This window comes from Hymenobacter lutimineralis, from assembly GCF_008271285.1.
Lineage (GTDB): Bacteria > Bacteroidota > Bacteroidia > Cytophagales > Hymenobacteraceae > Hymenobacter > Hymenobacter lutimineralis.
In genome coordinates, this window is sequence record NZ_VTHL01000001.1 from 212,517 (window position 1) to 234,779 (window position 22,263).

The following is a 22,263-nucleotide window of genomic DNA, read 5'->3' on the forward strand; positions in this document are numbered from 1 at the left end:
GTGCGAACGAAGCGGTAGAGATGCTTCGACAAGCTCAGCATGACGCGTTCTTAAAAAAAACTATTCGCCCAGCGTGTAGTCCGCAAAATCCTGGCGGAGCTGGGTCTTGAGGAGCTTACCGGTGGCGGTGTGCGGCAGCTGATCCACAAATTCCACCGCATCGGGCGTCCACCAGCTGGCCACTTTGCCTTCGTAGAACGCCAGCAGCTCCTCGGCCGATACTTCCTGGCCGGACCGGCGCACCACCACCAGCAGGGGCCGCTCGCTCCATTTACTGTGGGGCACCCCAATCACGGCGGCTTCGGCCACGGCCGGGTGAGCCACGGCCAGGTTTTCCAGCTCGATGCTCGAAATCCACTCCCCACCCGACTTAATAACGTCCTTCGAGCGGTCCGTAATCTGCATGAACCCCGCCGGGTCGATGGTGGCCACGTCGCCGGTGCGAAACCAGCCCTGGGGCGTCAGCTCACCCAGCTTCCCGCTCCGGAAGTAGTCGGCCACGATGAAGGGGCCCCGCACGAGCAGGTCGCCGAAGGCCACGCCGTCGTGGGGCAGGTCCTGGCCTTCGTCGTCTACAATCTTCATGTCCACCCCGAAGATGACGCGGCCTTGCTTGGTTTGAATGGCAAACTGCTCGTCGGGGCTCAGGCTCAGCTGCTGGGGCTTGAGGGTGCACACGGTACCCAGGGGGGAGGTTTCCGTCATGCCCCAGGCATGGCGAATGGTTACGCCCAGCTCCTCGTCAAAGGCCTTGAGCAAAGCCGGCGGACAGGAAGCGCCGCCCACAATCATCTGGCGCAGGGAGCTGAACCGGGCTTTCTTCTCGCGCATAAACGTGAGCAGCCCAAACCAGATGGTGGGCACGCCCGCCGAGAACGTGACGCCCTCGTTTTCAAATAGCTCGAACAAGCTGGCCGCATCCAGCCCGGGGCCTGGCAGCACCAGCTTGGCCCCAATCATGGGCGCCAGGTACGGTATGCCCCAGGCATTGACGTGGAACATGGGCACCACGGGCAAAATCACGTCCCGTGCCGAACAGTTAAAGCAGTCGGGCAACGCGGCGGCGTAGGAGTGCAGCAGGGTAGAGCGGTGGGAGTAAAGCACGCCCTTGGGCTGGTCGGTGGTGCCGGAGGTATAGCACAGCGAAGAGGCCATATGCTCGTCGAATACCGGCCAAGCAAACTCTGCTTTTTGAGCCGCCAGCAAATCTTCGTAGCAGCGCACCCCGCCGGGCAGGGTGGTGGCCTCGGGCATGTGGGCGCGGTCCGTCAGCAAAATCCAGCCTTCCACCAGCGGGCAGTGCGGGGCCAGCTTTTCCACCAGGGGCAGAAAGGTAAGGTCGAAGAAGATGAGCCGGTCCTCGGCGTGGTTGATGATGTATACCAGCTGCTCCGGGAACAGGCGCGGGTTGATGGTGTGGCACACCGCCCCCATGCCCGACACGCCGTAGTACAGCTCGAAGTGGCGGTGGGTGTTCCAGGCCAGGGTGCCCACCCGGTCGCCCCACTGCACGCCCAGCGCCTTAAGGGCGTTGGCCAGCTGCTGGCTGCGCAGGTGAGCAGCGGCGTAGGTGTAGCGGTGGATGCCGCCCTCTACCAGGCGCGTCACAATTTCGGTGTCGGCGTGCCATTTGGCGGCGTGTTCGATGAGCCCGGCTATGCGCAAGGGCTCCTGCATCATCATTCCTAGCATCGGGTAGGGCAGGTAAGGTGGGAGGAGTGCCTCAAGCTAAGCAGAAAATGGCTAGTTTGTGCCGGTGCCGTAGTACTACCCCGAGCTGGTCTTTTCGTACCAGTACCGGGCACGCCGGGTTATTCGCGCACCCACACCTGGCCCAACTCTTCAAACTGCAAAACGCCCTCGGCTTGGGTATAGAGTACTTGACGGCCGGCGTCGGGCATTGGCGTAGTGGGTATGCGGGAAATAACCCGCTGGTAGGTGCGCCCATTCAGGGTGAGTTGGGGCAGCAGCGAGTAGGGCGGCGAGAGTGCCAGCTGGCCCGTTTCCAGCTCCCGCAGCGGCAAGGACATGCTTACCCCAAAGCCTTGCACTTTACACTGGCCGATATTGGAGTAACCGGCGCTGTGCGAGTAGCCGGAGTATCCTTCGTCTACCTGGGCAGTCAGCGCAAACGTGTACAGAAACGCCCCGGGAAGCACAAAAGTCGAGTCCTTGCGCACCAGCAGGGCATCAATTTCCTCCCGATAATGGGTTTTTTCCAGCGTCCAGCCCCCGGGGCCCATTTTATGCTCCTGGTGTTTGTACTGTTCTACCACGTACGTGCGCACATATCCCGTTTGCTGGCTGCGGAACTTCCACTCGGCCCCCTTTTGGTACGGGGCAGCCCACTGCTTCTGGAATTCGGTGAGCTTGAAATGCGGTAGGTTTTCTTCGCTTTCCCCAAACCAGCCGCAGCCGCTGAGGGCCAAAGCAACTGCTACTGACAGCGCCGCCGCCGATTTTTGAAACTTAAACGAACGGGGCCAGGCAAAAAGAGGAGTGCAAGGTAAAGACATACAGCAGCAGACAGGATACAGCGGCAAACTTACCCGGTCACCGGCCGGCTATCAATAGCATGAGTATGTGATATGGTACTTTCCCGATAGGCGGCTTTCGGCCTGTGTTCGGGATGCCTTCGCTGTGCCTTCGGTGAAAGGGTGGGTTGAAGGGCTGTTGGGATGGGGCTGATAATTGTAGAAAAGCAAGAAACCTGCTTGCGTTTATGCGTAGTGGTTCGCAGCGTCGGGGGCGTCGTACCTATAGCAGGCGGTACCACAGGGTGCTGCCCTCCACAAACCCTCTGTAGCCCTCGGAATAATAGATAAGCTAGGCTGGCCATAAAGCCCCACTTATTAAATAAGTATGCTCGTGGATTATAAGGTTTAAAACTGGTTCTGTGCAGATGATAATTAACGTAATGATTTAATTATTTCTTTGTCCTGTGGCTTGTTATATCGTTCTAGCATATCTACTGCTGACCAAATTCTGCGCTGGATGGCTAATCTTCTAATCAAAGGGTAATTTTTTTATTCATCTCTAATCTTTTAATAGAAAATACTACTGAAGATAAATTATTGTTTGGGTCGTGTAGCAAAATGCTGTCCACGTATTCCACCTGTTTCGCCGATATTTTGCGCGGCATTCTCTCATATATGGGGATTACCTGTTCTATCATAACGTCTCCAGTGAATTCATTATTTATAAAACATCCACTGCTTGCTTCCAGGCGGGTAGTGTCGTCCAAATGATGAGTTAGTATAGAGAACACACTATCTGATTTTATTCCTACTAAAGCTTTAAATGCATAGCAGCGTATAACAGGTGACGCATGATTTGTTAAGGTGATAAATTGGCTAGGAGTAGCTCTTTTTGAAAGCCTCTCAAAAAGAGCCCACTGAGGGGAGGGTTGATTGCCTTCCCCTATGAAAGGACCATCATAAACGCCATAATTAATCATTGAATTTATTATGGGCGATAATTCTGAATCTTCATTGATTTCTTCTAAAGCGCTTTGTGCGCGACTCGTTCTATTACTGCAAGATGATGCTAATAATGAATGGACAAACGCAATTGATAAAACAAAACGTGAAAGCATAGTATTTAATCCTTATTAAGTGTTGAGGATAAAGAAATTACTCCTTTTCGATAGGTTGGTTGGATCTAAATTTACTGTTTTTTTCGAACCGCCTCAATAGCCAGCTGCAGAATTTGCGTGCGCACGTTCAGATCGGAGAGCTTGTTGTTGCGGCGGCTGGGGTTTACGCGGTTGGAAAGGAAGATGTACACCAATTCCCGCTCGGGGTCCACCCAGAAATAGGTGCCCGTGAAGCCGGAGTGGCCGAAGGAGCTGGCGCTGGCATCGTGGGCGGTGTTGCCGGCGGGCGGTGAGGCGGGCCTATCGAAGCCCAGGGCGCGGCGGTTCTGGGGGCAGAACTGGCAGCGCGTGTACTCGGCCAGGGTTGCCTGCTTGATAAGCTGCTGGCCCCCAAACTGCCCGCCGTTGGCGTAAAGCTGGACCAGCTTGGCCAGATCCGTCGCCGAGCCAAACAAGCCCGCGTGGCCCGAGAGGCCACCCAGTAAAGCCGCGCCCTCGTCGTCCACGGTGCCGTGCAGCAGCTGGCGCCGGAACAGGGAGTCGTACTCCGTGGGCACGAGGCGGCTGAGCGGGAAGCGGTTGGTGGGGTTGAAGCCCAGGGTGGTAGCGCCCAGGGGCTGGTAGATTTCCTCCCGCAGGTACTGGTCGAAGGGCTTACCGGTAAGGCGCTGCACCAGCAGGGGGTAGAGGTAAAACGACAAGTCGGAGTACACGTAGCCCGGCTTGGCGTTCAGCTCCGACTCGCCAATGGCCTTTACCAGCCGGGCGGGCAGGGTGCGTCGGGCCCACACGCCGGTAGCCACCTCCAAGGGGAAGCGCCGCGACGAATCCTGCCGGAAAAACCGGTGCCGGAGCTGGCCCTGCTTGTTCACGTAGTCTTTCCAGAAAGGAATCCAGGCTTTCAGGCCAGCTTGGTGGGTGAGCACGTCGCGCAGCTTCAAATTAGCCTTGTTGGTTTTCTGAAGCTCGGGGAAATACTCGCCTAGGGTTTTGTCGGGGGAGAACTTGCCTTCGTCCTGCAGCTTCATCAGAGCCGGCAGAGCGGCCGCTACTTTCGTTAAAGAAGCCAGGTCGTAGAGGTCGGTGTTGCGCACCGGGCGGGCGGCTTTGCCAGGCTCCGCGAAGGTGTGGGTGCCGTAGCTTTTGCGCAGCACCACCGTGCCGCGCCGGGCAATAAGCACCTGCGCCCCCGGCGTAGCGCGGGCAGCCAGGGCCTGGGCCATCACCGAGTCCACGCGGGCTTCCAGGCGGGCATCCATCTGCACGTCTTCGGGCGCTCCGAAGCGCAGCCGCTGCCCGGGCTGGGTGCGCAGGCCTTTGCCGTAGCTGTACCGGTCGGAGACTGTAACCGGGAGCTTGCCCTGGGCGCCGAAGGAGCCGAAGATCAGCTCGGCAGCCTTTTCCTGGGCGTTGCGGCTTTCCTGGTAGGCTACCAGCACGGCATCGGCGCGGTCCAGGTCGCGCACCTTGGTCACGGCGTAGGCCGAGCCAAACACGCACACCACCATCCGCTGTCGGGCCGCGCCCAGCTCCCGCAGCAGCACGTTGGTTTCCGCCGTCACCCCGAAGTTGGTGGCCGGCAGGCGGCCCAGGTTGTTCAGGCCCACCAGAATGGTGTTGTAGGGCCGCAGGGCTGCGCGCATCTGCGTCAGCTCATCCAGGGTAGGCGTGGCCGGAAGCCAGAAGTGCCGCACCGGGGCGTAGTCGGCCACCATGCGCTGGAAGTCGGTGGTGTCCTTGGTACCAATGGCAAGCGTAGCCAGCCGCAGCGTATCGAGGCGGGGGAGGGGCAGCAGGTTTTTCTGGTTGCGCAGCAAGGTCACGCTCAGCTCCGAAAGGTGGCGGCTGAGAAACTGGGCGTGGGCCGGGTTCAGGTCCTGGGTAAGGTTACGCAGCTCAATGGGGCGGTACTTGTCCAGGCCGGCCCACTGTTTCAGGGCCAATACCTTGCGGCAGCGTTGGTCGATGTCGGCCTGGGTTAGCTCGCCCCGGGTAATAGCGGCCCGCACCATCTGAATAGCCAGCGGAATGTTCTTGCTGAACTCCAGCACGTCGTTGCCGGCCAGCAGGGCACGCACGTCGGCCTCGCCGGGCGGGTACTTGCTGATGACACCCTTCATGTTCATGGCATCGGTGAAGATGACGCCCTCGAAGCCCATCTTGCGCTGCACCAAATCCGTGACGATGGGGCGCGAGAGGGTGGAGGGTGTGCCGGTACTGTCGAGGGCCGGGATGTTGAGGTGTGCAATCATCAGCCCACCCAAGCCGCGCCGCATCAAACTCCGGAAGGGGTACATTTCCAGGGTATCGAGGCGGCGCTCATCTACGCGCACCAAGGGCAAAGCCAGGTGGGAGTCGGTGTCGGTGTCGCCGTGGCCGGGGAAGTGCTTGGCCACCGCCAGTACGCCCGCGTCCTGCATGCCTTTCATGTACTGAAAGCTTTTCTCGGTCACGTTCGCGCGGTCCTCGCCCCAGCTGCGGAAGCCGATAACGGGGTTGGCGGCGTTGTTGTTGATGTCGACCACCGGGGCGAAGTTCACGTGCATACCTAGGCGGCGGAACTGCCGCGCCACCTCCGTGCCCATGTCGTAGAGCAGCTGGTTTTCCTCGATGCCGCCCATACTCATCTGAAATGGGAAGCGCACCACGCTGTCCAGGCGCATGCCCACGCCCCACTCGGCATCCATGGCCACCAGCAGCGGCACTTTAGATTGGCTCTGGTAGCGGTTGAGCAGACGGCTCTGGCGCACGGGCCCGCCCTGGAAGAAAATAAGCCCCCCAATGCCGTACTGCTGAATCAGGGCCGACACCGAGTCCTCATCGATGCGCTGGCGGTTGGAGTAGGCGGCCACCATAAACAGCTGGGCTACGCGCTGGTCGGGCGTGAGCGTCAGCATCACTGAGTCAACCCAGCGGGACTGGCTTAGCTGGGCGGCGAAGGGCAACGGCAACTTAGCGGGCTGGGCGGTAGCAGCGGCAGGTTTCGGCTTGGTGGGGGCGACTTTCCGGCGCTGGGCCAGGGAATCGGTGGGGCGCAGCAGCGCAAAAGCCAGGAGTAGGAGCGAGAGGAAGCGGAGCAGCGGCACGCGAAAAGCAGGAAAATCGATGAAGCTGCGAAGTTAGCGGAATACCGCCGGTGGCGCAGCTCAGCGCTTTATCGTCAGGTTCTCAGAGTAGAATACCCGGGCTGAGTCCCCGCGCAGGCTGGCTTCGGCCTGCAGGCCCGCACCCTGGGCTGTAAAGCGCAGCAGCGCATAGTGCTTCTGGTTGATAAGCGGCCCCACGCGCAGGTCGTTTGGCTCGCCATGGTTTTGGGTGGCGGGGTGGGTGAGGCCGCTGGACGTAATTTCCAGCATAGGCTGCGGCAACCCCGGTAGCGTCAGCCGCGAAATTTCCCCGATGTGCCGGTCACCGCTGATGAGCAGCACGCCGCTAGGCTTGGTGGCCGCAAGCAAATCCAGCAGGCGCTGGCGGGCCCTCGGGAAGTTGCTCCACTTCTCGTAGCGGTGCTGGGTGGGCAAAAACTGGATGCCTGAAGCAATGATGTGGGCATCGGCCGTGGAGCCGCGTAGCTGCTGTTCCAGCCACTGCCACTGGGCTTCCCCCAGAATGTCGCCGGTGAGGTTGGGGTGGTACACCAGGGCTTTATCGCGGTAGAGCGTGTCCTGAAAATACCGGTCGTCGAGCAGGATGACTTTCACTTTCCGGCGGCCCACCGGGTATTCGTAGGCGGCATAAATACCTTCTTGCCGGCGGCGCGGGCTGCTGGCGGGTTCTTCAAAAAAGTCCAGGGCTAGCTGCTGGTTCTGGGCCTTGAAGGGGTAATGCTTGTTCCCGTCGTTGCGGCCATAGTCGTGGTCGTCCCAGGTGCCAATGACGTGGGTGCCCTGCTCGCGCAGGTGGCGGTAGCCAGGCTGGGTGAACTGGGTTTCGTACTTCTGGCGCAGCACCTTGGGGTCGTCGGAGTCCCCGTAAATGTTGTCGCCCAGCCAGATCCATACCTGAGGCTTGTCGGCCGCAATATCGTCCCAGAGCGGCTGGGGCAGGTCCTGGCGGTTGCAGGAGCCGAAGGCCAGGCGCAGCTCGGCGGTGGCTGGCGGTTGGGTAGTTGTAGTACAGCTTGCCAGCAGCAGGAGCAGCCAAAGCGCCCGGCGCCCATACCCTCCGTTTCTTGTTACTCTCCCGGTCTGCATGGTTGCTTTCGTAGTTTGGCGTAAAGGTGAGCACATAATTCTTTATTTTTGGTCGGCCAGGACCGCGCAAGCTCAGCAGCTGTCTGCCTGGGACCTATAGTTTTTCCCTCTGCCTTGTGAAAGAAAAAGAAGTACTGCGCCTGCTGGTCATCAGCTCCTGCTCCGATGCCTGGGGCGGCAGCGAAGAGCTCTGGTCGGGGGCCGCGCTGGAGCTGCTGGGGCAGGGACACCAGGTACGGGTACTCAAAACCACCGTCGACAACCAGCACGGCACCGTAAAGCGCCTGCAGGCTGCGGGGTGCCCCGTTATCGATCTGGAAGCTACGCCTTCCTGGGGCACGCGCCTCACCAACCGCTTGCTGCCCACGTCGCGCCAGACTACCCTACGCGCTTACGGCTGCCAGGTGATACGCCAAGCCCTCACCCGGTTTCAGCCAAGCCTGGTGGTGGTGTCGCAGGGCTGCAACTTCGACGGGGTGGAGTTTGCCGCGGAGTGCCTGGCTCAGAACGTGCCCTACGTGTTGGTGTGTCAGAAAGCCATTGACTTCTTTTTTCCGCCTGCGCACCAGCGGCACCAAGCTCAGGAGGTGTACCGCGGGGCTCTGCGCTGCTACTTCGTTTCGGAGCACAACCGCCAGCTCACGCAGTGGCAGCTGGGCTTTGAGCTGCCCCAGGCCCAGGTTATCCGCAACCCGTTTCAGGTGCCCTTTCAGGGCGAGTTGCCCTTTCCCGGGGGCGAGGTACTGCGCCTGGCCTGCGTGGCCCGCCTCAACCTGCTCGACAAAGGCCAGGACATTCTGCTGCGCGTGCTGGCCCAGCCGCACTGGCAGGAGCGGCCCGTGCACGTCACGCTCTTTGGGAGTGGCCCCGACCGGCTGGCCATAGAGGAAATGGCCGCCATGCTGGGGGTACGCAACCTCACGCTGGGCGGGCAGGTGGCCGACATTTCGCAGGTGTGGGCCACGCACCACGCCCTGGTGCTGCCTTCGCGCAGCGAGGGACTGCCCCTGGCCCTGGTAGAAGCCATGCTTTGTGGCCGGCCCGCCATCATTACGGCCGCCGGGGGGAATGCCGAGCTGGTGCTGGATAACGAAACCGGATTTCTGGCGGCGGCGGCTACCCCCGAGGCATTGGATGAAGCCCTGGAACGCGCCTGGGACCACCGGGAGCACTGGGGCGCCATGGGCCAGCGGGCGGCCGCATACGCCCGGCAGCAGACGGTGCCGCATCCGGCCCGGTATTTTGCTGATTGCCTGTTGCGCGAGCGGGTGTTGGTATAGCTATCTTTAGTGCTGATATGCATCACCCCCTGGTTTCCGTTATTATTCCTACCTATAATCGGTCGGCCTTACTAGTAAAAGCCTTGGCCAGCGTGCGGGCGCAAACGTACCCGGCTATACAGCTAATTGTGGTAGATGATGGCTCGACGGACAATACCCGGGAACTATTAGCCGGCTACCCGGAAGTGGAGTACTACTACCAAGCCAACCAGCGGCAGGCAGCGGCCCGTAACAAAGGGCTGCAGTATGCCCGGGGGGAGTTTATTGCTTCCCTGGACTCCGATGATACCTGGGAGCCCGACTTTCTGGCTAAGAGCATCAACTGCCTGGTGCAGCACCAGCTCGACTTTGTATTTCTGAATCATCACCGTAACTCTCATCACCCCAGTCATCTTAGCCAGCTGGCCACGCAAGGCTGGTGGCGCCGGTACCTGCGCCAGCCGGCCGGAGAGTGGTGGCTGCTGAGCCCGACGCTGGTACGCCGCCTGTTCCTGGAAACGTGCCCGGCGCCGTCTTCGGCCCTGGTTATTCGGCGTAGCTCCATGGTGAGCAACTGGAATGAGCGCATGCTGATTGCCGACGACTGGTGCCTGATACTGGATATGGTGATGCACCGGCCTTGTAAGGCGGCTTTCACGCTGCAGCCCTCGTGGGTGAAGTGTATGCAGCGCGACAACGTGTACGATGGCCGGGAAAACCTGGAAGTCATAGAGCGCCTGGGCCTGCACGACGGGATGCTGCTGGCCGAGCGGTTTGCCGGACAAGTAACGCTGGCCGAGCGGCGGCTACTGCAGCGCCAGTTAGCTACGCATCATCTCAATTTTGCCCACTTGCTGTGGAAGCGTGGCGGGCACTCCGGGCAGGTGCGCCTCTCCATACAAAAGGCCTTTGCCCTGGCTCCGCTGCAAAGCAGCTACCACGGAGCCACCATGCTCTGGCTGTTTCTGCGCAACCGCTTCCGGCCCGACGAGCTGGCTTCAGAAAGCGTGTAGCTGATGCCGGCCGGCTAGCGCAGCCGCCAAACCCGCCGCAGCCGGGCACCCAATGTGAGGGCCCCTGCCCAGAGCGTTAGTGCCGTTTGCCGGAGGCGCTGGGAAAACAGCAACCCATGCACGATTAGGAGGCCCGCGTCGACCGCACGCAGCGGCCAGGCTGCGGTGAGCAGCATGGCCAGCGGATATAGCCCTTCGTAATACTCATTAAGCCACAGCTGGTACTTGGCGCGGGGGGCCGCCACCACGGGTACAATGCCCCACTGGCGCAACCGGAACCACACCAGCCCGCCATATACCAGCAGCGCCAGCCAGGCCAACGGAGCCTGCCCTAGCCACAGTAAACCACCAAAGGCAGCTACCTCCACCGGAAACAAGATTCTTTCGGCCAGGTGGCGGGCCCGCAGGGCACCCCAGCGAACGACAAACGTGGGTGTTTGCGTCCGGACATCATTTTCCTCATCATGGAGTTGATGCCAGATGATGTTACGCCCGCCACAGGCCAGAGACCAGACGCCCACCAGCAGCAGCCAAGGCAGCGGTACCGGCCTTCCTAGCCAGGCACTTATCAGCGTCACCGTGAAGAGCTGCGGAAACAGGTGCGCCCCGGCGGCATCGGCCAGCAGGCCCAGGGCGCCCCGGGTTTTCCACCGAAAAGGGGGAAGGGAGTAGAGCGTATAGGCCACCCAGGCGCCTAAATACAGCAGAGCCGCCAGCAGGCTTAAACGCCTAGCATACCAACCGAAAAGAAGGCCGCTGCCTAGGCACAAACCAAACAGCCCGCGCACCAGGCCTGGGGAAGCCGAAGCTAACCGGTTGGGCTTGCCGGCGGCCTGGTCCTCGGCGCGGTCGGTGAAATCATTGAGCAAGCTTACGTAGGTGGCGCCCACAATCAAGGAGGCCAGCAGAAACAGTAGGCCCGGCACTAAGTTACTGAGCGGTGCCGCCGTTATCAGCGCCGTGGCATAGGCCGTAGCCAGGATGGGCGCCAGCTTGTATTCCCACCACTCCTGGGCGCGAGCTAGTTTCGAAAGCTTTGGAAGCCAGCTGGATAGAAGGGAAGGGCGCGGCGGCATGAAAAAGAAAACAAGGCTAGGGGAGGGCGGGTACACCGGAATGTGTAAGCCGCACCGTAAATTTCCGATTCCTATCATTCGGCTCCGGCCCACTAAAGTCGTTACCCTGAAGTAGAATGCAAGAAACTATCTACACCTCTGCTTCTGCTGTAGCCACGCCCCGGGCCTTTTTGCGGGAGCTGCGCCGCGACCTGCGCGTGCTGCTGCCGGTAAGCCGCCAGCTGTTTGTGCGCAACCTTAAAGTGCAGGTCCGCCAGAGTGTGCTGGGCTACGCCTGGATGCTGATTCCGCCCGTGGTGGTGGGATTGGTGTGGACGTTTCTGGGCCGGGCCCGCATTGTTTCGCAGCAGGAACTGAGTGTGCCATATCCTGTCTTCGTCATGGCCGGGGTGTTTCTGTGGCAGGGCTTTGTGGAGGCAGTACAGTGCCCCCTGCAACAGCTCACAGCTGTAAAGGCTACGTTGGCGAAGGTTCGCGTACCCCACGAGGCCTTTCTGGTAGCGGGCATGGGCGTGGTCGTTTTCAACCAGGTAGTGCGCTTGCTGCTGCTGGTGCTGGTTTTGCCCTTGTTTGGCCTGACTTGGTCGCCCACGCTGCTGCTGGTGCCCGTGGGGGTGGGGGCGCTGCTGCTGTTTGGGCTGGCTCTGGGCTGGCTGCTGGCACCCGTGGGCCTGCTCTACACCGATCTGTCGAATGCTCTGGCCATTGCGCTGAATCTATGGTTTCTGGTGACGCCCGTGGTGTATACGCCCCCAGTTCATTTGGCGAGCTGGCTGCGCCTCAACCCTGTAGCGCCGCTGCTGGCTACTACCCGGCGTTGGCTGCTGGGCGAGGGCCTGCTGCCAACCCTGGGGTTTAACTACGTATTGCTGGGCTCAGGCGCGCTGCTGTTGGTTAGCTGGCTGGTGTACCGGGTGGCCCGGCCCCACCTTATTGCCCGCATGTAGCGGCCACCACCAATGTGCTTTTCTTGCTTTTTCATCTTTTCTCATGGCCCTGCCTCGTTTCGCCCATCTTGCCTACCAGGCCCTGCGCCAGCCCCGCAAGGCAGCCACTCGGGTTGCAAGCTGGTTTGAGGCTCCCCCAGAAACCAGCCTCTTTCTGTTTGCCGGGCGCTATGAAAACTGGCCGGGCATGGGAAAGGAGCTGTATGCTCAGGAACCCGTATTCCGGGCTACTATCCAGGAAATTGATGAGTACCACCGGGAATTCGCCAACGAAACTATTCTGGCGGGCTTCGAGAAAGTACCGTTGGAGCCCAACGCCTTGCCCGAGCACGAAATAGTTTACCACATTCTGGCTAGCCAACTGGGCCTATGTGCCCTGTTGCGGTCAAAGGGAATTGTGCCGACGGCCACGCTAGGGCAGAGCCAGGGGGAGGTAGCAGCGGTGTATGCCGCGGGCGGACTAAGCCTTAAAGATGCCGTACGGATCAACTGCGCCCTAACGCAGGTCAACAAGACTGGCCCTCCCACTTATATTCCGCTGCTTATTCTGCTGGGTATGGCTGCCGCTGCTCCAGTCTTAGCTGCTTGCCCGGTGCCCCTGCTGCCTATTTATGAGTCAGGTCCAGAAAAAATCATGGCCCTCTGCCACCAAAATGATAAAGAGGCCGCCCTACGCTACCTGCGTACCCAAGGAGTGCAGGCTCAGGTAATGCCCGGCAGCCCAACCTGGCCTTACCACACCCCGCTGATAGCTCCACATCAAGCAAAAATGTGGGAGCATTTGCAGCACATACGCCCCGAGCCGCTGCGGGTGGATTTCTATTGTGCTTTCCGGGAAATATTGATTCCTCGCGGTACAGTACTGCCTGCCAGTTATTGGTACGACATGCTGGCTAGCCCAACCTACAGCCATACTCAATTGCAGGTAACGTCGGCGGCAGGGTTTTCCAATTGGGTGTACGTGGGACATTCCTTTTTAAAAAGCCAGCTCACCAAAACCTTACGCCGCCTGCCGCAGCCACCACGCCTTATAGAGTCCATGCAACAAGGACAGCCGGAAGCTGCCATGGTTCAGCAGGCCTGCCGCCAGTTACGCCGCACGGGCTTGGGGGGCGCTCCAATATCTTTCACCCCGCAGGTTTATGCTGAACAGCTCGACCTAGGTAGCACCCATTACCTGACGGACCCGTCTCCGGTGCTGGCTTACCTGCGCCGGGCAGCCCCACTCTACTTCCTGCCGAACTACAACGCCTGGCTGGTGCTCGACTACTCGTTGGTGGATACCATTCTCAAGGAGCCTCATCAGTTCTCCAGCCAGGTGCATGCGCAGTTCGAAGCAGCGTTGCTGGGGGCCGACCCGCCTTACCACGGGCTCATGCGCAAGCAGATGCAAGGGTTCTTTACGCCGGCGGCCCTGCAAGACCTCACCGGCTACGCTGTGCAGTGGACGCGCCAGCACCTCGCCGCTTTGGAACAAGAGCCGTCGTTTGATTTTGTGACATCCTTGGCTATGCCTTTGGCACAAGCCGTAGCTAACCAACTCCTTGGCTTGCCAGCGGCGGTAATAGCCTCACTTCAGGAAGAGCAGGCCGGCTATGTTTATCAGCTTAGCTACATTGATCGGGTGGCACAGGTGCTCACCCAGTGGCTGCAGAACCACCCTGCGGTGGGCCAGCCTGGGGTAACCGCCCACCTGTTGCGGCAGCTGGCGGAGGGGACGCTTACCACCGAGGCCGTGGTAAAGCTGCTGCGGCTGCTCTGGTTGGCCAGTATCGCTACCACCAGTGCCATGCTTAGCAGTGCCATGCGGCAGCTGCTGATGCACCCGGCTTTGGCGGCAGAGCTGCGGGCGTCGGCGGAGCTGTTACCCCGCTTTATCGAGGAATGCCTGCGCCTCGACCCCCCCGAAATGCTGCTGCACCGTGTTACCACGGAAGCGGTTGAACTAGGTGGGCAACGGCTGCCGGCGGGCACGGTAGTGCTTTTGAGCTTATGCTCCGCTAACCGGGCCCCAGAGGTATTCGACCGGCCCGATGAGTTGGATATGCAGCGTCCGGCCCAGCGGCATCTGGCTTTTGGCGGCGGCGCCCACCACTGCATCGGGGCCTTCTTAACCCGCCGCCTGGTCCAGCAAGTGCTGGTAGAAGTATTGCTGCCGCACCCTCGCCTGCGCGCGGCTGCCCCCCTGGAGCCCGCCCAGTATTTCCCTTCCGACCATTTTCGGGCCCTGGCCACTCTGCCTGTTAGCTGTACTGCGCCGGTATAGCCATCTTCTTTGTTTCTGTTATGTCTGCGTCCGTTGTTCTATCCGTCCAAGGCCTGTCCAAAAAGTTTAGCCGCCATTTACGCACCGCGCTCTGGTACGGGCTGTTGGATATAGGGTCCGAGCTCTGGCCCCGGGCTAAGGCCGCAGCCACCGGCCTGCGCCGGCACGAGTTCTGGAGCCTGCAGGATGTGACATTTGAGCTGCGGGCCGGCGAAGCGCTGGCTATTCTGGGCACCAACGGAGCCGGCAAGAGCACCTTGCTCAAGATGCTCAACGGGCTGATGAAGCCCGATGCGGGCCGGATTCAGGTGCGCGGCCGGGTAGGGGCCCTCATTGAGCTGGGCGTCGGGCTTGACCCCACGTTGTCGGGCCGGGAAAATATCTTCGTGCGGGCGGCCCTGCTGGGCTTTACCCGCAGCCAGGTGCTGCCCCTGCTGCCCGAAATCATTGCCTTCACCGAACTGGGCGACGCCATTGAGATGCCCGTGCAGTTCTACAGCTCCGGCATGTCGGCGCGCCTGGCCTACGCGGTGGCGGCCCACCTCAACCCCGACATCCTGCTGGTAGACGAGGTGCTGGCCGTGGGCGACTTCAATTTCCAGCGCAAGTGCCTGAACCATATGATGGGCTACCTGGCCCGGGGTGGTTCCATTATTCTGGTTTCGCACGCCGCCCACCACGTGCAGGCCGTTTGCCAGCGCGGCCTGGTGCTCGAAAAAGGCCGGGTAGCCTTCCAGGGAGGCGCTACCGAAGCATTGGACCATTATTTCGCCCAACAGTTTGGCTCGGGCGCCCGAAGCGGCCCCGGGCGCCTGACGCCTACTGCCAGCCGCCCGGCTATTATTGAGGGCGTTACCTTCACGGGCCCGCAGGGCGGGCCCGTTGAGCCCGACGAAGAAATCCGGGTGCAGCTGACGTATAATTCCTTGCAAGCCCTGCCCGGGGTAGCCTGGTCTTTCCTGATTTACACCAACGACGGCTCGATCTGCATCACTGGCGGCTACACCACCCAGGCGCTGCAGCTGCCTGCCGGGCGGCATACGCTGCACGCCCGCATCCTGCGCTGCCCGCTCACGGCTGGGGACTACTTGGTGAGAGCATCTATCTACGACGTAAACCTTATTCAGCCGGTGGCGATGTTGGGCTGGGAAGATGCCCCCGCGCAGCTTTCGGTGCAGGCCCCGCCCAGCCTGGAGAAAAATTATCAGCAGATTATCCGCCAACTCGTTACCCTGGAGGTAGAATGGACGCATCTGGCCGCACCTCAGCTGACGTAAAACGCCGCCTGGCGGTGGGCATCGACCGGGCGCTGGACTACCTGCACCAGCACCAGTACCCGCACGGGGAGTTCTGCGCGTATATCTCGCCCGACGAGGCTATGCAAGCTGGTTATTGCCTGCCCGACCCCAGCTTGTTCCCGACCGTGCTGGTGAGCAATTGCCTGCTATACGTGGCTGGTGAGCCAAGGGCGGAGGAAATGCTGACGCGGGCTACCAGGTTTTTACAGTACCAGATGCAGCGGGGCGGGGTATGGCAGCACTTTCCTGGCTGGCACCCCTTTTACGCCTTTTCCCCCCCTGACCTCGACGATACCGCCTGTATTTCCGCCCTGCTGCAAGCCCGCGGCATTGACTGTCCCAAGCCGACGAATATCCCGCTGCTGCTGGCAAACCGCAATCGGGAAGGCCTCTTTTATACCTGGCTGATACCTCGCCTGCGCCCGGTAGCTTACGGCCCCTACTGGCGCCTTACCTTGCCCCAGCTGCTGTCGGTGCGGCAGAGTGTACTCTTCTGGCGGGCCGAAGCGGCCCGCCAGGATGTAGATGCCGTGGTGAATGCCAACGTGCTGTACTACCTCGGGGAAAGGGCCGAAACCCGGGCGGTGGAGGCCTATCTGCTGCGCATCATCGCAGAAGGCCGCGAAGCCAGCTGTGATAAGTGGTACCTGAATGTGTACTCGGTCTACTACTTCTTTGGGCGGGCTTACCACAACGGGGCTACCGGGCTGGCGCCGGCCCGGTCCAGCGTAACCGCGCGCATTTGCGCGGCCGCCCGGCCCGATGGGCGCCTGGGCGAAACGGTGCTGGATACGGCTCTGGCCGCCTGCGCCCTGCTTTCCTGGGGCAGCTACCCGCCGGAATTAGCTGCCGCCATCGAGTTTCTGCTGGCCCAGCAGCAGCCAGCCGGGGAGTGGCCCCGCTGGCGCCTGTACTACGGCGGGCCGAAACGGCTGCGGGGCTGGGGCTCCGAGGAACTAACCACGGCTTTCTGCCTGGAGGCCCTGGCCCGCTACCAGAACTTACCAAATGCTTCATAAGCTGTTACTACATCATTTTTATGAAAAGTATTGTCGCTGGTTCTGAGCACTCAAGATCCGGCTATTTGCCAGGGGTTGACATGATACGCTTCACGACTGCTTTAGCTGTTGTGTTGTTTCATTTTGTGTATTCCTGCCCAAGAATCCTGCATATCGGCCCCCCAATCGGGGCGTTCAGCAAAGTCATTCGCTATGGCTACATCACCGTTGATATCTTCTTCATGATCAGCGGGTATATGATCCTGAAATCGGCCCGGCATAAGTCCTTGCGGGAATTTGTCGTTGCCAGGGCAGCGCGCCTCTACCCCGTTTATTGGCTTAGCTGCTTGCTAACATTTGCTGGTCTGCGACTTTGGGGCACCACCAGCATCTCCCCCGTGCCTACCACCAAACTTCTGCTAGTAAATCTGACGATGCTCCAGGAATTTTTTGGTCAGACTTCCCTGAATGGGGTTTTCTGGACTCTGACGGTGGAGCTGGCCTTTTATTTTCTTGTCGCCATGGTGATTGGGTGCCGCTTGTGGTCTTATCTGCTACCCTTGATTTTTGGGTGGCTAGCCGTGACGATGGTAGCAGGACCTGAACCTCCAAATGGCTTGTTTAAGCATTTGTTGTTCCCGGGCTATAGCCCCTATGTTATCCTGGGCATGCTCCTGTACCTGTATGAAAAGCGGGCCGGAGCACCGGCCTTACTCTACACCGCCATGCTACTGGCTGGGGGCCTAGCAATTCGAAGTCTGCGGTCGGAGGGTTTTCGGATGCAGATCTACCACCACGACCCGGAGCCCTTTCAACTGGCTATTGCCGTAGCGCTATTTTTCGGTGTGGGCCTGCTGCTGCTACTCAGCTCACGAAAACGTATTGCCCTGCCGGGGCCACGTATCTGGGCTACCTTGGGTAAGCTTACGTATTCTCTGTACCTGCTTCATAATGTAGGAGTAGGCATTCTGCTTCTGCAAGGGCATTTGCCAGGCTACATACCGGTTTTTCTGGCTCTGGCATTTGTCATGCTACTGGCGTGGGGAGCCTATCGGTTTGTGGAGGTGCCGGGCGGCAACGCATTACAGAGGCTACTGCCTAAGCTGCTGGATTATTTAAAGCATCCGAGCTGGAGGAGCGCGGAGGTCCGCTAAAAGTTCGGAGGCTGCGCCAGTCACTCATCTATGATGAAGCGGAGCGGCACGATTACTGTTTGCTGACAAAGGTTACGCTCATGTAGGGAAGCGCCGTTTTCGGGCTAAGTCCGAAGCTACACTGACTAGAATGGCCGTAACTTCGTTAGCTTGTTTAACTGGCGCACCGATTCAAACCTTGTATTGCTTTGGCTACTTCCTTCCGCTTCCTTCCGCTGTTTCGCTTGCCATACGCGTTGTTGTTGGCGCTGTTACTCGTTGCCAGTAGCTCATTTGCTCAAACCTTGCGTGGCACCGTCATCGACAAAGACACGCGCGAGCCGCTGCCCTTCGTCAGCATTGGGGTGAGCGGCACCACGCTGGGCACGGCCAGCAACGAAAACGGCGAGTTCTCGCTCAACGTGCCCTCCTTACCCCGCACCTTAGTCGTTTCCGAGCTCAGCCACCAGAAAGACACGGTGCGCGTGACCAGCGCCGCCGCGCCCCTAGTCATTGAGCTGCAGACGGCTTCCATTACCTTGCCCGAGGTGAAAGTGGGCAGCTACGCATTTCAGCTGGTAGACCGCGCCTACCGCAAGCTCCTGCGCGACAACCGCCAGAAGTTCTACGGCAAAGCCTTTTACCGGCAGGTAACGCGGGTGAGCGGGCAGCCCAGCGAGCTGCAGGAAGTTATCTGGAACGTGAAGTCCAACTCTTCCCGCATCGAGGGGACCACGCTAGCCCAGGGCCGCTACGCCGGCGTGCAGGCCGCCACCAACTTCAGCAACTTTTCGGTGTTTACGCGCTCCTACGGCCTTTTCTCGGTTGATTCTGTGAACTCCCTAGCCTTGCTTAGCCCCAACACGTTCCAGAACTACTTGGTCGAAATCAAGGGCATTGTGTCCGGAGCCGACTCCACGAAGGGTGGCGTGGCCGAAATCAAGTACGAAACCCGGCCCGAGGTGAAATACCGCTCCGAGGGCACTATCTGGATTGATACCGACACCTACCGCGTGGTGCGTTTCCAGACGGCCTCGCCCAACGTCACGCTCACGTCTACCAACCCCAGCCAGAAATTCCGCAACGCCCTGCGCCAGATTGATATGTCGTTTCAGGAGCCCGCCACGCCCGACGCCGTAGCGCCCCTCTCGTTCTTCAAAATGAACGTGACGGCCGACCTCACCCAGCCCGGTAAGGCACCCATTCCGGTGGAAGTGCAGGCCTTTACCTTCTTCTACGACACCTCCACCACGCCCACTGCGCTGGCCTATGAGCGCCCCAGCCTCGACGACCGGGACCTGGATGCCATCCGGAGCGTGAAGTACAACCCCGAGTTCTGGGCCAGCAACTCGGCCGTGAAGCGTACCCCCGTCGAGGATGAGGTAATTGCCGCCTTCGAAAAGCGCGGGGCCTTCGGCACCATGGTTAAAAAAGCCCCCGCCAAGAGCGACGTTATCTTCCGCATCGGCCCCGACGGCGTGGTGCGGTAGAGCAAGGAGTGAGTAGGCGGTTTTCCCAGACCTGTCATCCTGAGCAAAGCGAAGGACCTTATCACGCCTGAACAAATCGTTCCAGCGTGATAAGGTCCTTCGCTTTGCTCAGGATGACGGGCGTTTTTTCACCCATTCACCCATTGTCACGGGTTGGTGCTCCACATGCCGGCTTCCTTGATGAAAACCCGGCGGTTGAGTTTTAGCTGAGCCACAATCAGCTCAGCCAGGTCTTCGGGCTGGGCTACTTTGTCGGGGTTGCCGTCGGTGAGCTTGTTGTCGAGGGCCAGGGGCGTGGCAATGGTGCTGGGCGTGAGAGCCGACACGCGGATGTTGTGCTTGCGTACTTCCTGCATGAGCGACTCGGTAAGGCCCAACACCCCAAACTTGGAGGCACTGTAAGCGCTGGTTGTGGCGGCCCCGCGCTGCCCGGCCGTGGAGGAAATGTTGATAATGTCGCCGAGCTGGCGCTCTATCATGCCGGGCAGCACGGCCCGCGTCACGTAATACGTGCCCAGCAAGTTCACCTGAATGATGTGTTCCCACTCGGCAGGGTCCATGTCGAGGAACTTGGCGAAGGTGCCAATGCCCGCATTGTTGATCAGGATGTCGATGGGCCCGAGCTCGGCGGTGAGCTGCTGCACGGCGGCTTCTACGGCGGCACGGTCAGCCACGTCGGCGGCGGTCAGTGCAACTTTTCCGCCCAGGCGGCGGATTTCTTCGGCTACGGCCTGCAAGTCGGTTTCGGTGCGGGCCAGCAAGGCCACGTGGGCCCCCTCCTGGGCCAGGGCCAGCGCTACGGCGCGCCCAATGCCTTTCCCTGCGCCCGTGACGAGGGCAATTTTGCCAGCAATGGAATTCATAAAGTATGCGGTTGCGGTGTTAAAAGGCTGATGAAGGCACTATAACCAGCCTATACGGTTTGGGTTAGAAGAAAGGCCCAGAAAAGTTGCCGTCATTCGGGAGCCGGCCGGTTGTGCTTAGCCCCGGGCGGCAACGCGTGGCAGCAACACCGGGTGGTGGGTGAGGGCCATACGGGCACCGAAGCCCGCGGCCTGCCGCTCGGGAAATGGCGAAACCAGGCCATGCTTGGCGCCGGAATTTCTGCTAGCTTGCCCGACCATCCATCCACCTATTTTCTTTCTTCGTCAATGAAGCATCTAACCTGGGCCACCGTGGTGGCCGGGGCCCTGCTGGTGGGCTGTTCCCCCCAGAAATCGGCCGAAACCCAAGCTGAAGGCAGTACTGCCACCGCAGCTGTGCAAGACCTCAACAAGCTGTTCGACAGCTACTGGGAGGAAAATGCCAAACTGTACCCGCTGGATGCCACCTCCCAGGGCGACAACCGCTACAACGACCAGCTGCCCAACGACGGCACCCGCGCCTTCCGCGAAAAGCAGCGCGCCACCTACCAAAGCTACCTGGATCAGCTGCACAAGTTCGACCGAGCCAGCCTCTCGGCCAACGACCAGATCAGCTACGATATCTTCGAGTATGAGATGCAAAGCCGGCTGGCGGGCCTCAAGCTGAACGCCTGGATGATACCGTTTCAGCAGTTCTGGGGCTTGCCGCTCACGCTGGGCCAGTACGGCTCGGGTGAGGGCGTGCAACCCTTCAAGACGGTAAAAGACTACGAAAACTGGCTGGGCCGCGTGCGGCAGTTTCCGGCCTGGGCCGATACGGCCATCAGCAATTTTCGCCTAGGCATGCGCACCGGCGTGGTGCTGCCCAAAGCGCTGGTGGTGAAAATGATACCGCAGATGCGCGACCTGGTGGTGAAGGATGCTGCCAAAAGCCTGTTCTACGGCCCCATCAACCGCTTCCCCAAGGAATTCACGGTAGCCGAGCGTAAGCAGCTGTCGTCGGCGTACCAGGAGGCTATCCTCACCCAACTCTCGCCCACCTACCAGAAGCTGGCCGATTTCCTAGAGAAGGAATACCTGCCCAAGGCCCGCACCAGTACCGGCATTGCGGCTATTCCCGAGGGGCCCGACACCTATCGCTACCTGGTGAAATACTGGACCACCACCGAGAAAACGCCCGAGGAGATTTATCAGACGGGGTTAAAGGAAGTGGCCCGCATCCGCACGGAAATGGAGCAGGTAAAGCAGCAGGTAGGCTTCAAGGGCGACCTGAAGGCGTTTTTCGCCCAGCTGAAAGCCGACCCCAAGCTCATGCCCTACAAAACCCCGAAAGAGGTGCTGGACGCTTTCCGGGCTATTCAGGCCAAGATTGACCCCAACCTGAAAAAGATGTTCGGGCGTACCCCCAAGACGCCGTTTGAAATCCGGCAGACGGAAGCTTTCCGCGCCGCCTCGGCCTCGGCCGAGTACAACCAGGGCAGCCCCGACGGCACCCGCCCCGGCATTTTCTACGTGCCTATCGTGGATGCCACCAAGTTCAACGTGACCTCGGGCATGGAGTCCCTGTTCCTGCACGAAGCCATTCCGGGCCACCACTACCAGACGTCGTTGCAGCAGGAAAATGAAAGCCTGCCCAAGTTCCGCCGCTTTGCCTGGTACGGCGCCATGGGCGAAGGCTGGGCCCTGTACACCGAAAGCCTGGGCAAAGAGCTGGGCCTCTACACCGACCCCTACCAACGCATGGGTGCCCTCGGCGACGAGATGCACCGCGCCGTGCGCCTGGTGGTAGACGTGGGCATGCACACCAAGAACATGACGCGCGAGCAGGCCATTGAGTACATGCTCGCCAACGAGGCCATCAGCGAAGATGGAGCCACGGCCGAAATTGAGCGGTACATGGCCATTCCCGGGCAGGCGCTCAGCTACAAAATCGGGCAGCTCAAAATTCGGGAGCTACGCAGCCGTTACGAAAAGCAGCTGGGCAGCAAGTTCAGCCTAAGCAACTTCCACGACGAGCTGCTCAAGGATGGCGTGATGCCCCTGGCCGTGCTGGAGCGCAAGATGGATGCCTGGGCTGCTGCGCAGAAGTAAAGGGCAGACAGCTGCTTCACAGTCGCTCATTCCATCAACTA

General features: G+C 60.3%; 16 protein-coding genes. 9 read left to right on the top strand and 7 right to left on the bottom strand.

What is annotated here, in order from left to right; all coding sequences use genetic code 11:
* Positions 1–60: 60 nt before the first annotated feature.
* From FY528_RS00875 to FY528_RS00895, 5 genes are all read right to left on the bottom strand, one after another.
* The gene (locus FY528_RS00875; RefSeq protein WP_187631938.1) at positions 61–1,692 is read right to left on the bottom strand and encodes a 3-(methylthio)propionyl-CoA ligase; all 1,632 of its coding nucleotides are present in this window, start codon (positions 1,690–1,692) and stop codon (positions 61–63) included.
* A 119-nt stretch (positions 1,693–1,811) separates the two neighbouring features.
* Positions 1,812–2,516, bottom strand: a complete 705-nt coding sequence (locus FY528_RS00880) for a hypothetical protein (protein WP_149069098.1) — start codon at positions 2,514–2,516, stop codon at positions 1,812–1,814.
* A 494-nt stretch (positions 2,517–3,010) separates the two neighbouring features.
* On the bottom strand, positions 3,011–3,595 hold the full coding sequence (locus tag FY528_RS00885) for a hypothetical protein (protein WP_149069099.1): 585 nt from the start codon (positions 3,593–3,595) through the stop codon (positions 3,011–3,013).
* A 71-nt stretch (positions 3,596–3,666) separates the two neighbouring features.
* A complete protein-coding gene (locus tag FY528_RS00890) occupies positions 3,667–6,681 on the bottom strand; it encodes a serine hydrolase domain-containing protein (protein WP_262383872.1) in 3,015 nt (1,004 codons plus the stop codon).
* 60 nt (positions 6,682–6,741) lie between these two features.
* Complete coding sequence (locus tag FY528_RS00895) at positions 6,742–7,788, bottom strand: alkaline phosphatase D family protein (RefSeq protein WP_187631939.1); 1,047 nt, start codon at positions 7,786–7,788, stop codon at positions 6,742–6,744.
* Positions 7,789–7,904: 116 nt separating this feature from the next.
* Here FY528_RS00895 and FY528_RS00900 point away from each other — a divergent pair, with 116 nt between their 5' ends.
* Entirely contained in the window at positions 7,905–9,068 is a 1,164-nt protein-coding gene (locus FY528_RS00900; RefSeq protein WP_168680508.1) for a glycosyltransferase family 4 protein, read from the top strand.
* Positions 9,069–9,085: 17 nt separating this feature from the next.
* Positions 9,086–10,060: a glycosyltransferase family 2 protein gene (locus FY528_RS00905; RefSeq protein ID WP_149069102.1), complete on the top strand. Its 975-nt coding sequence runs from the start codon at positions 9,086–9,088 to the stop codon at positions 10,058–10,060.
* A gap of 14 nt (positions 10,061–10,074) precedes the next feature.
* On the opposite strand, the gene FY528_RS00910 is transcribed toward FY528_RS00905, so the two are convergent.
* Entirely contained in the window at positions 10,075–11,136 is a 1,062-nt protein-coding gene (locus FY528_RS00910) for a UbiA family prenyltransferase (protein ID WP_187631940.1), read from the bottom strand.
* Between the two features lie 116 nt (positions 11,137–11,252).
* On the opposite strand from FY528_RS00910, the gene FY528_RS00915 reads away from it, so the two are divergent.
* The 6 genes from FY528_RS00915 (at position 11,253) to FY528_RS00940 (ending at position 19,268) form a co-directional block, all read left to right on the top strand.
* Entirely contained in the window at positions 11,253–12,083 is an 831-nt protein-coding gene (locus FY528_RS00915) for an ABC transporter permease (RefSeq protein ID WP_149069104.1), read from the top strand.
* Positions 12,084–12,126: 43 nt separating this feature from the next.
* Positions 12,127–14,349, top strand: coding sequence for a cytochrome P450 (locus FY528_RS00920; RefSeq protein WP_149069105.1), 2,223 nt, complete (start codon positions 12,127–12,129; stop codon positions 14,347–14,349).
* A 20-nt stretch (positions 14,350–14,369) separates the two neighbouring features.
* Entirely contained in the window at positions 14,370–15,626 is a 1,257-nt protein-coding gene (locus FY528_RS00925; RefSeq protein WP_149069106.1) for an ABC transporter ATP-binding protein, read from the top strand.
* Positions 15,593–16,666, top strand: a complete 1,074-nt coding sequence (locus FY528_RS00930) for a prenyltransferase/squalene oxidase repeat-containing protein (protein WP_149069107.1) — start codon at positions 15,593–15,595, stop codon at positions 16,664–16,666. The genes FY528_RS00925 and FY528_RS00930 overlap by 34 nt, the downstream gene beginning before the upstream one ends.
* A gap of 20 nt (positions 16,667–16,686) precedes the next feature.
* Entirely contained in the window at positions 16,687–17,799 is a 1,113-nt protein-coding gene (locus tag FY528_RS00935; protein ID WP_149069108.1) for an acyltransferase family protein, read from the top strand.
* 188 nt (positions 17,800–17,987) lie between these two features.
* Positions 17,988–19,268: a carboxypeptidase-like regulatory domain-containing protein gene (locus FY528_RS00940; RefSeq protein WP_168680494.1), complete on the top strand. Its 1,281-nt coding sequence runs from the start codon at positions 17,988–17,990 to the stop codon at positions 19,266–19,268.
* A 146-nt stretch (positions 19,269–19,414) separates the two neighbouring features.
* Here FY528_RS00940 and FY528_RS00945 read toward each other — a convergent pair whose 3' ends face one another.
* On the bottom strand, positions 19,415–20,131 hold the full coding sequence (locus tag FY528_RS00945) for a 3-ketoacyl-ACP reductase (RefSeq protein ID WP_149069110.1): 717 nt from the start codon (positions 20,129–20,131) through the stop codon (positions 19,415–19,417).
* Positions 20,132–20,419: 288 nt separating this feature from the next.
* Here FY528_RS00945 and FY528_RS00950 point away from each other — a divergent pair, with 288 nt between their 5' ends.
* A complete protein-coding gene (locus FY528_RS00950; protein WP_149069111.1) occupies positions 20,420–22,222 on the top strand; it encodes a DUF885 domain-containing protein in 1,803 nt (600 codons plus the stop codon).
* Positions 22,223–22,263: the final 41 nt, after the last annotated feature.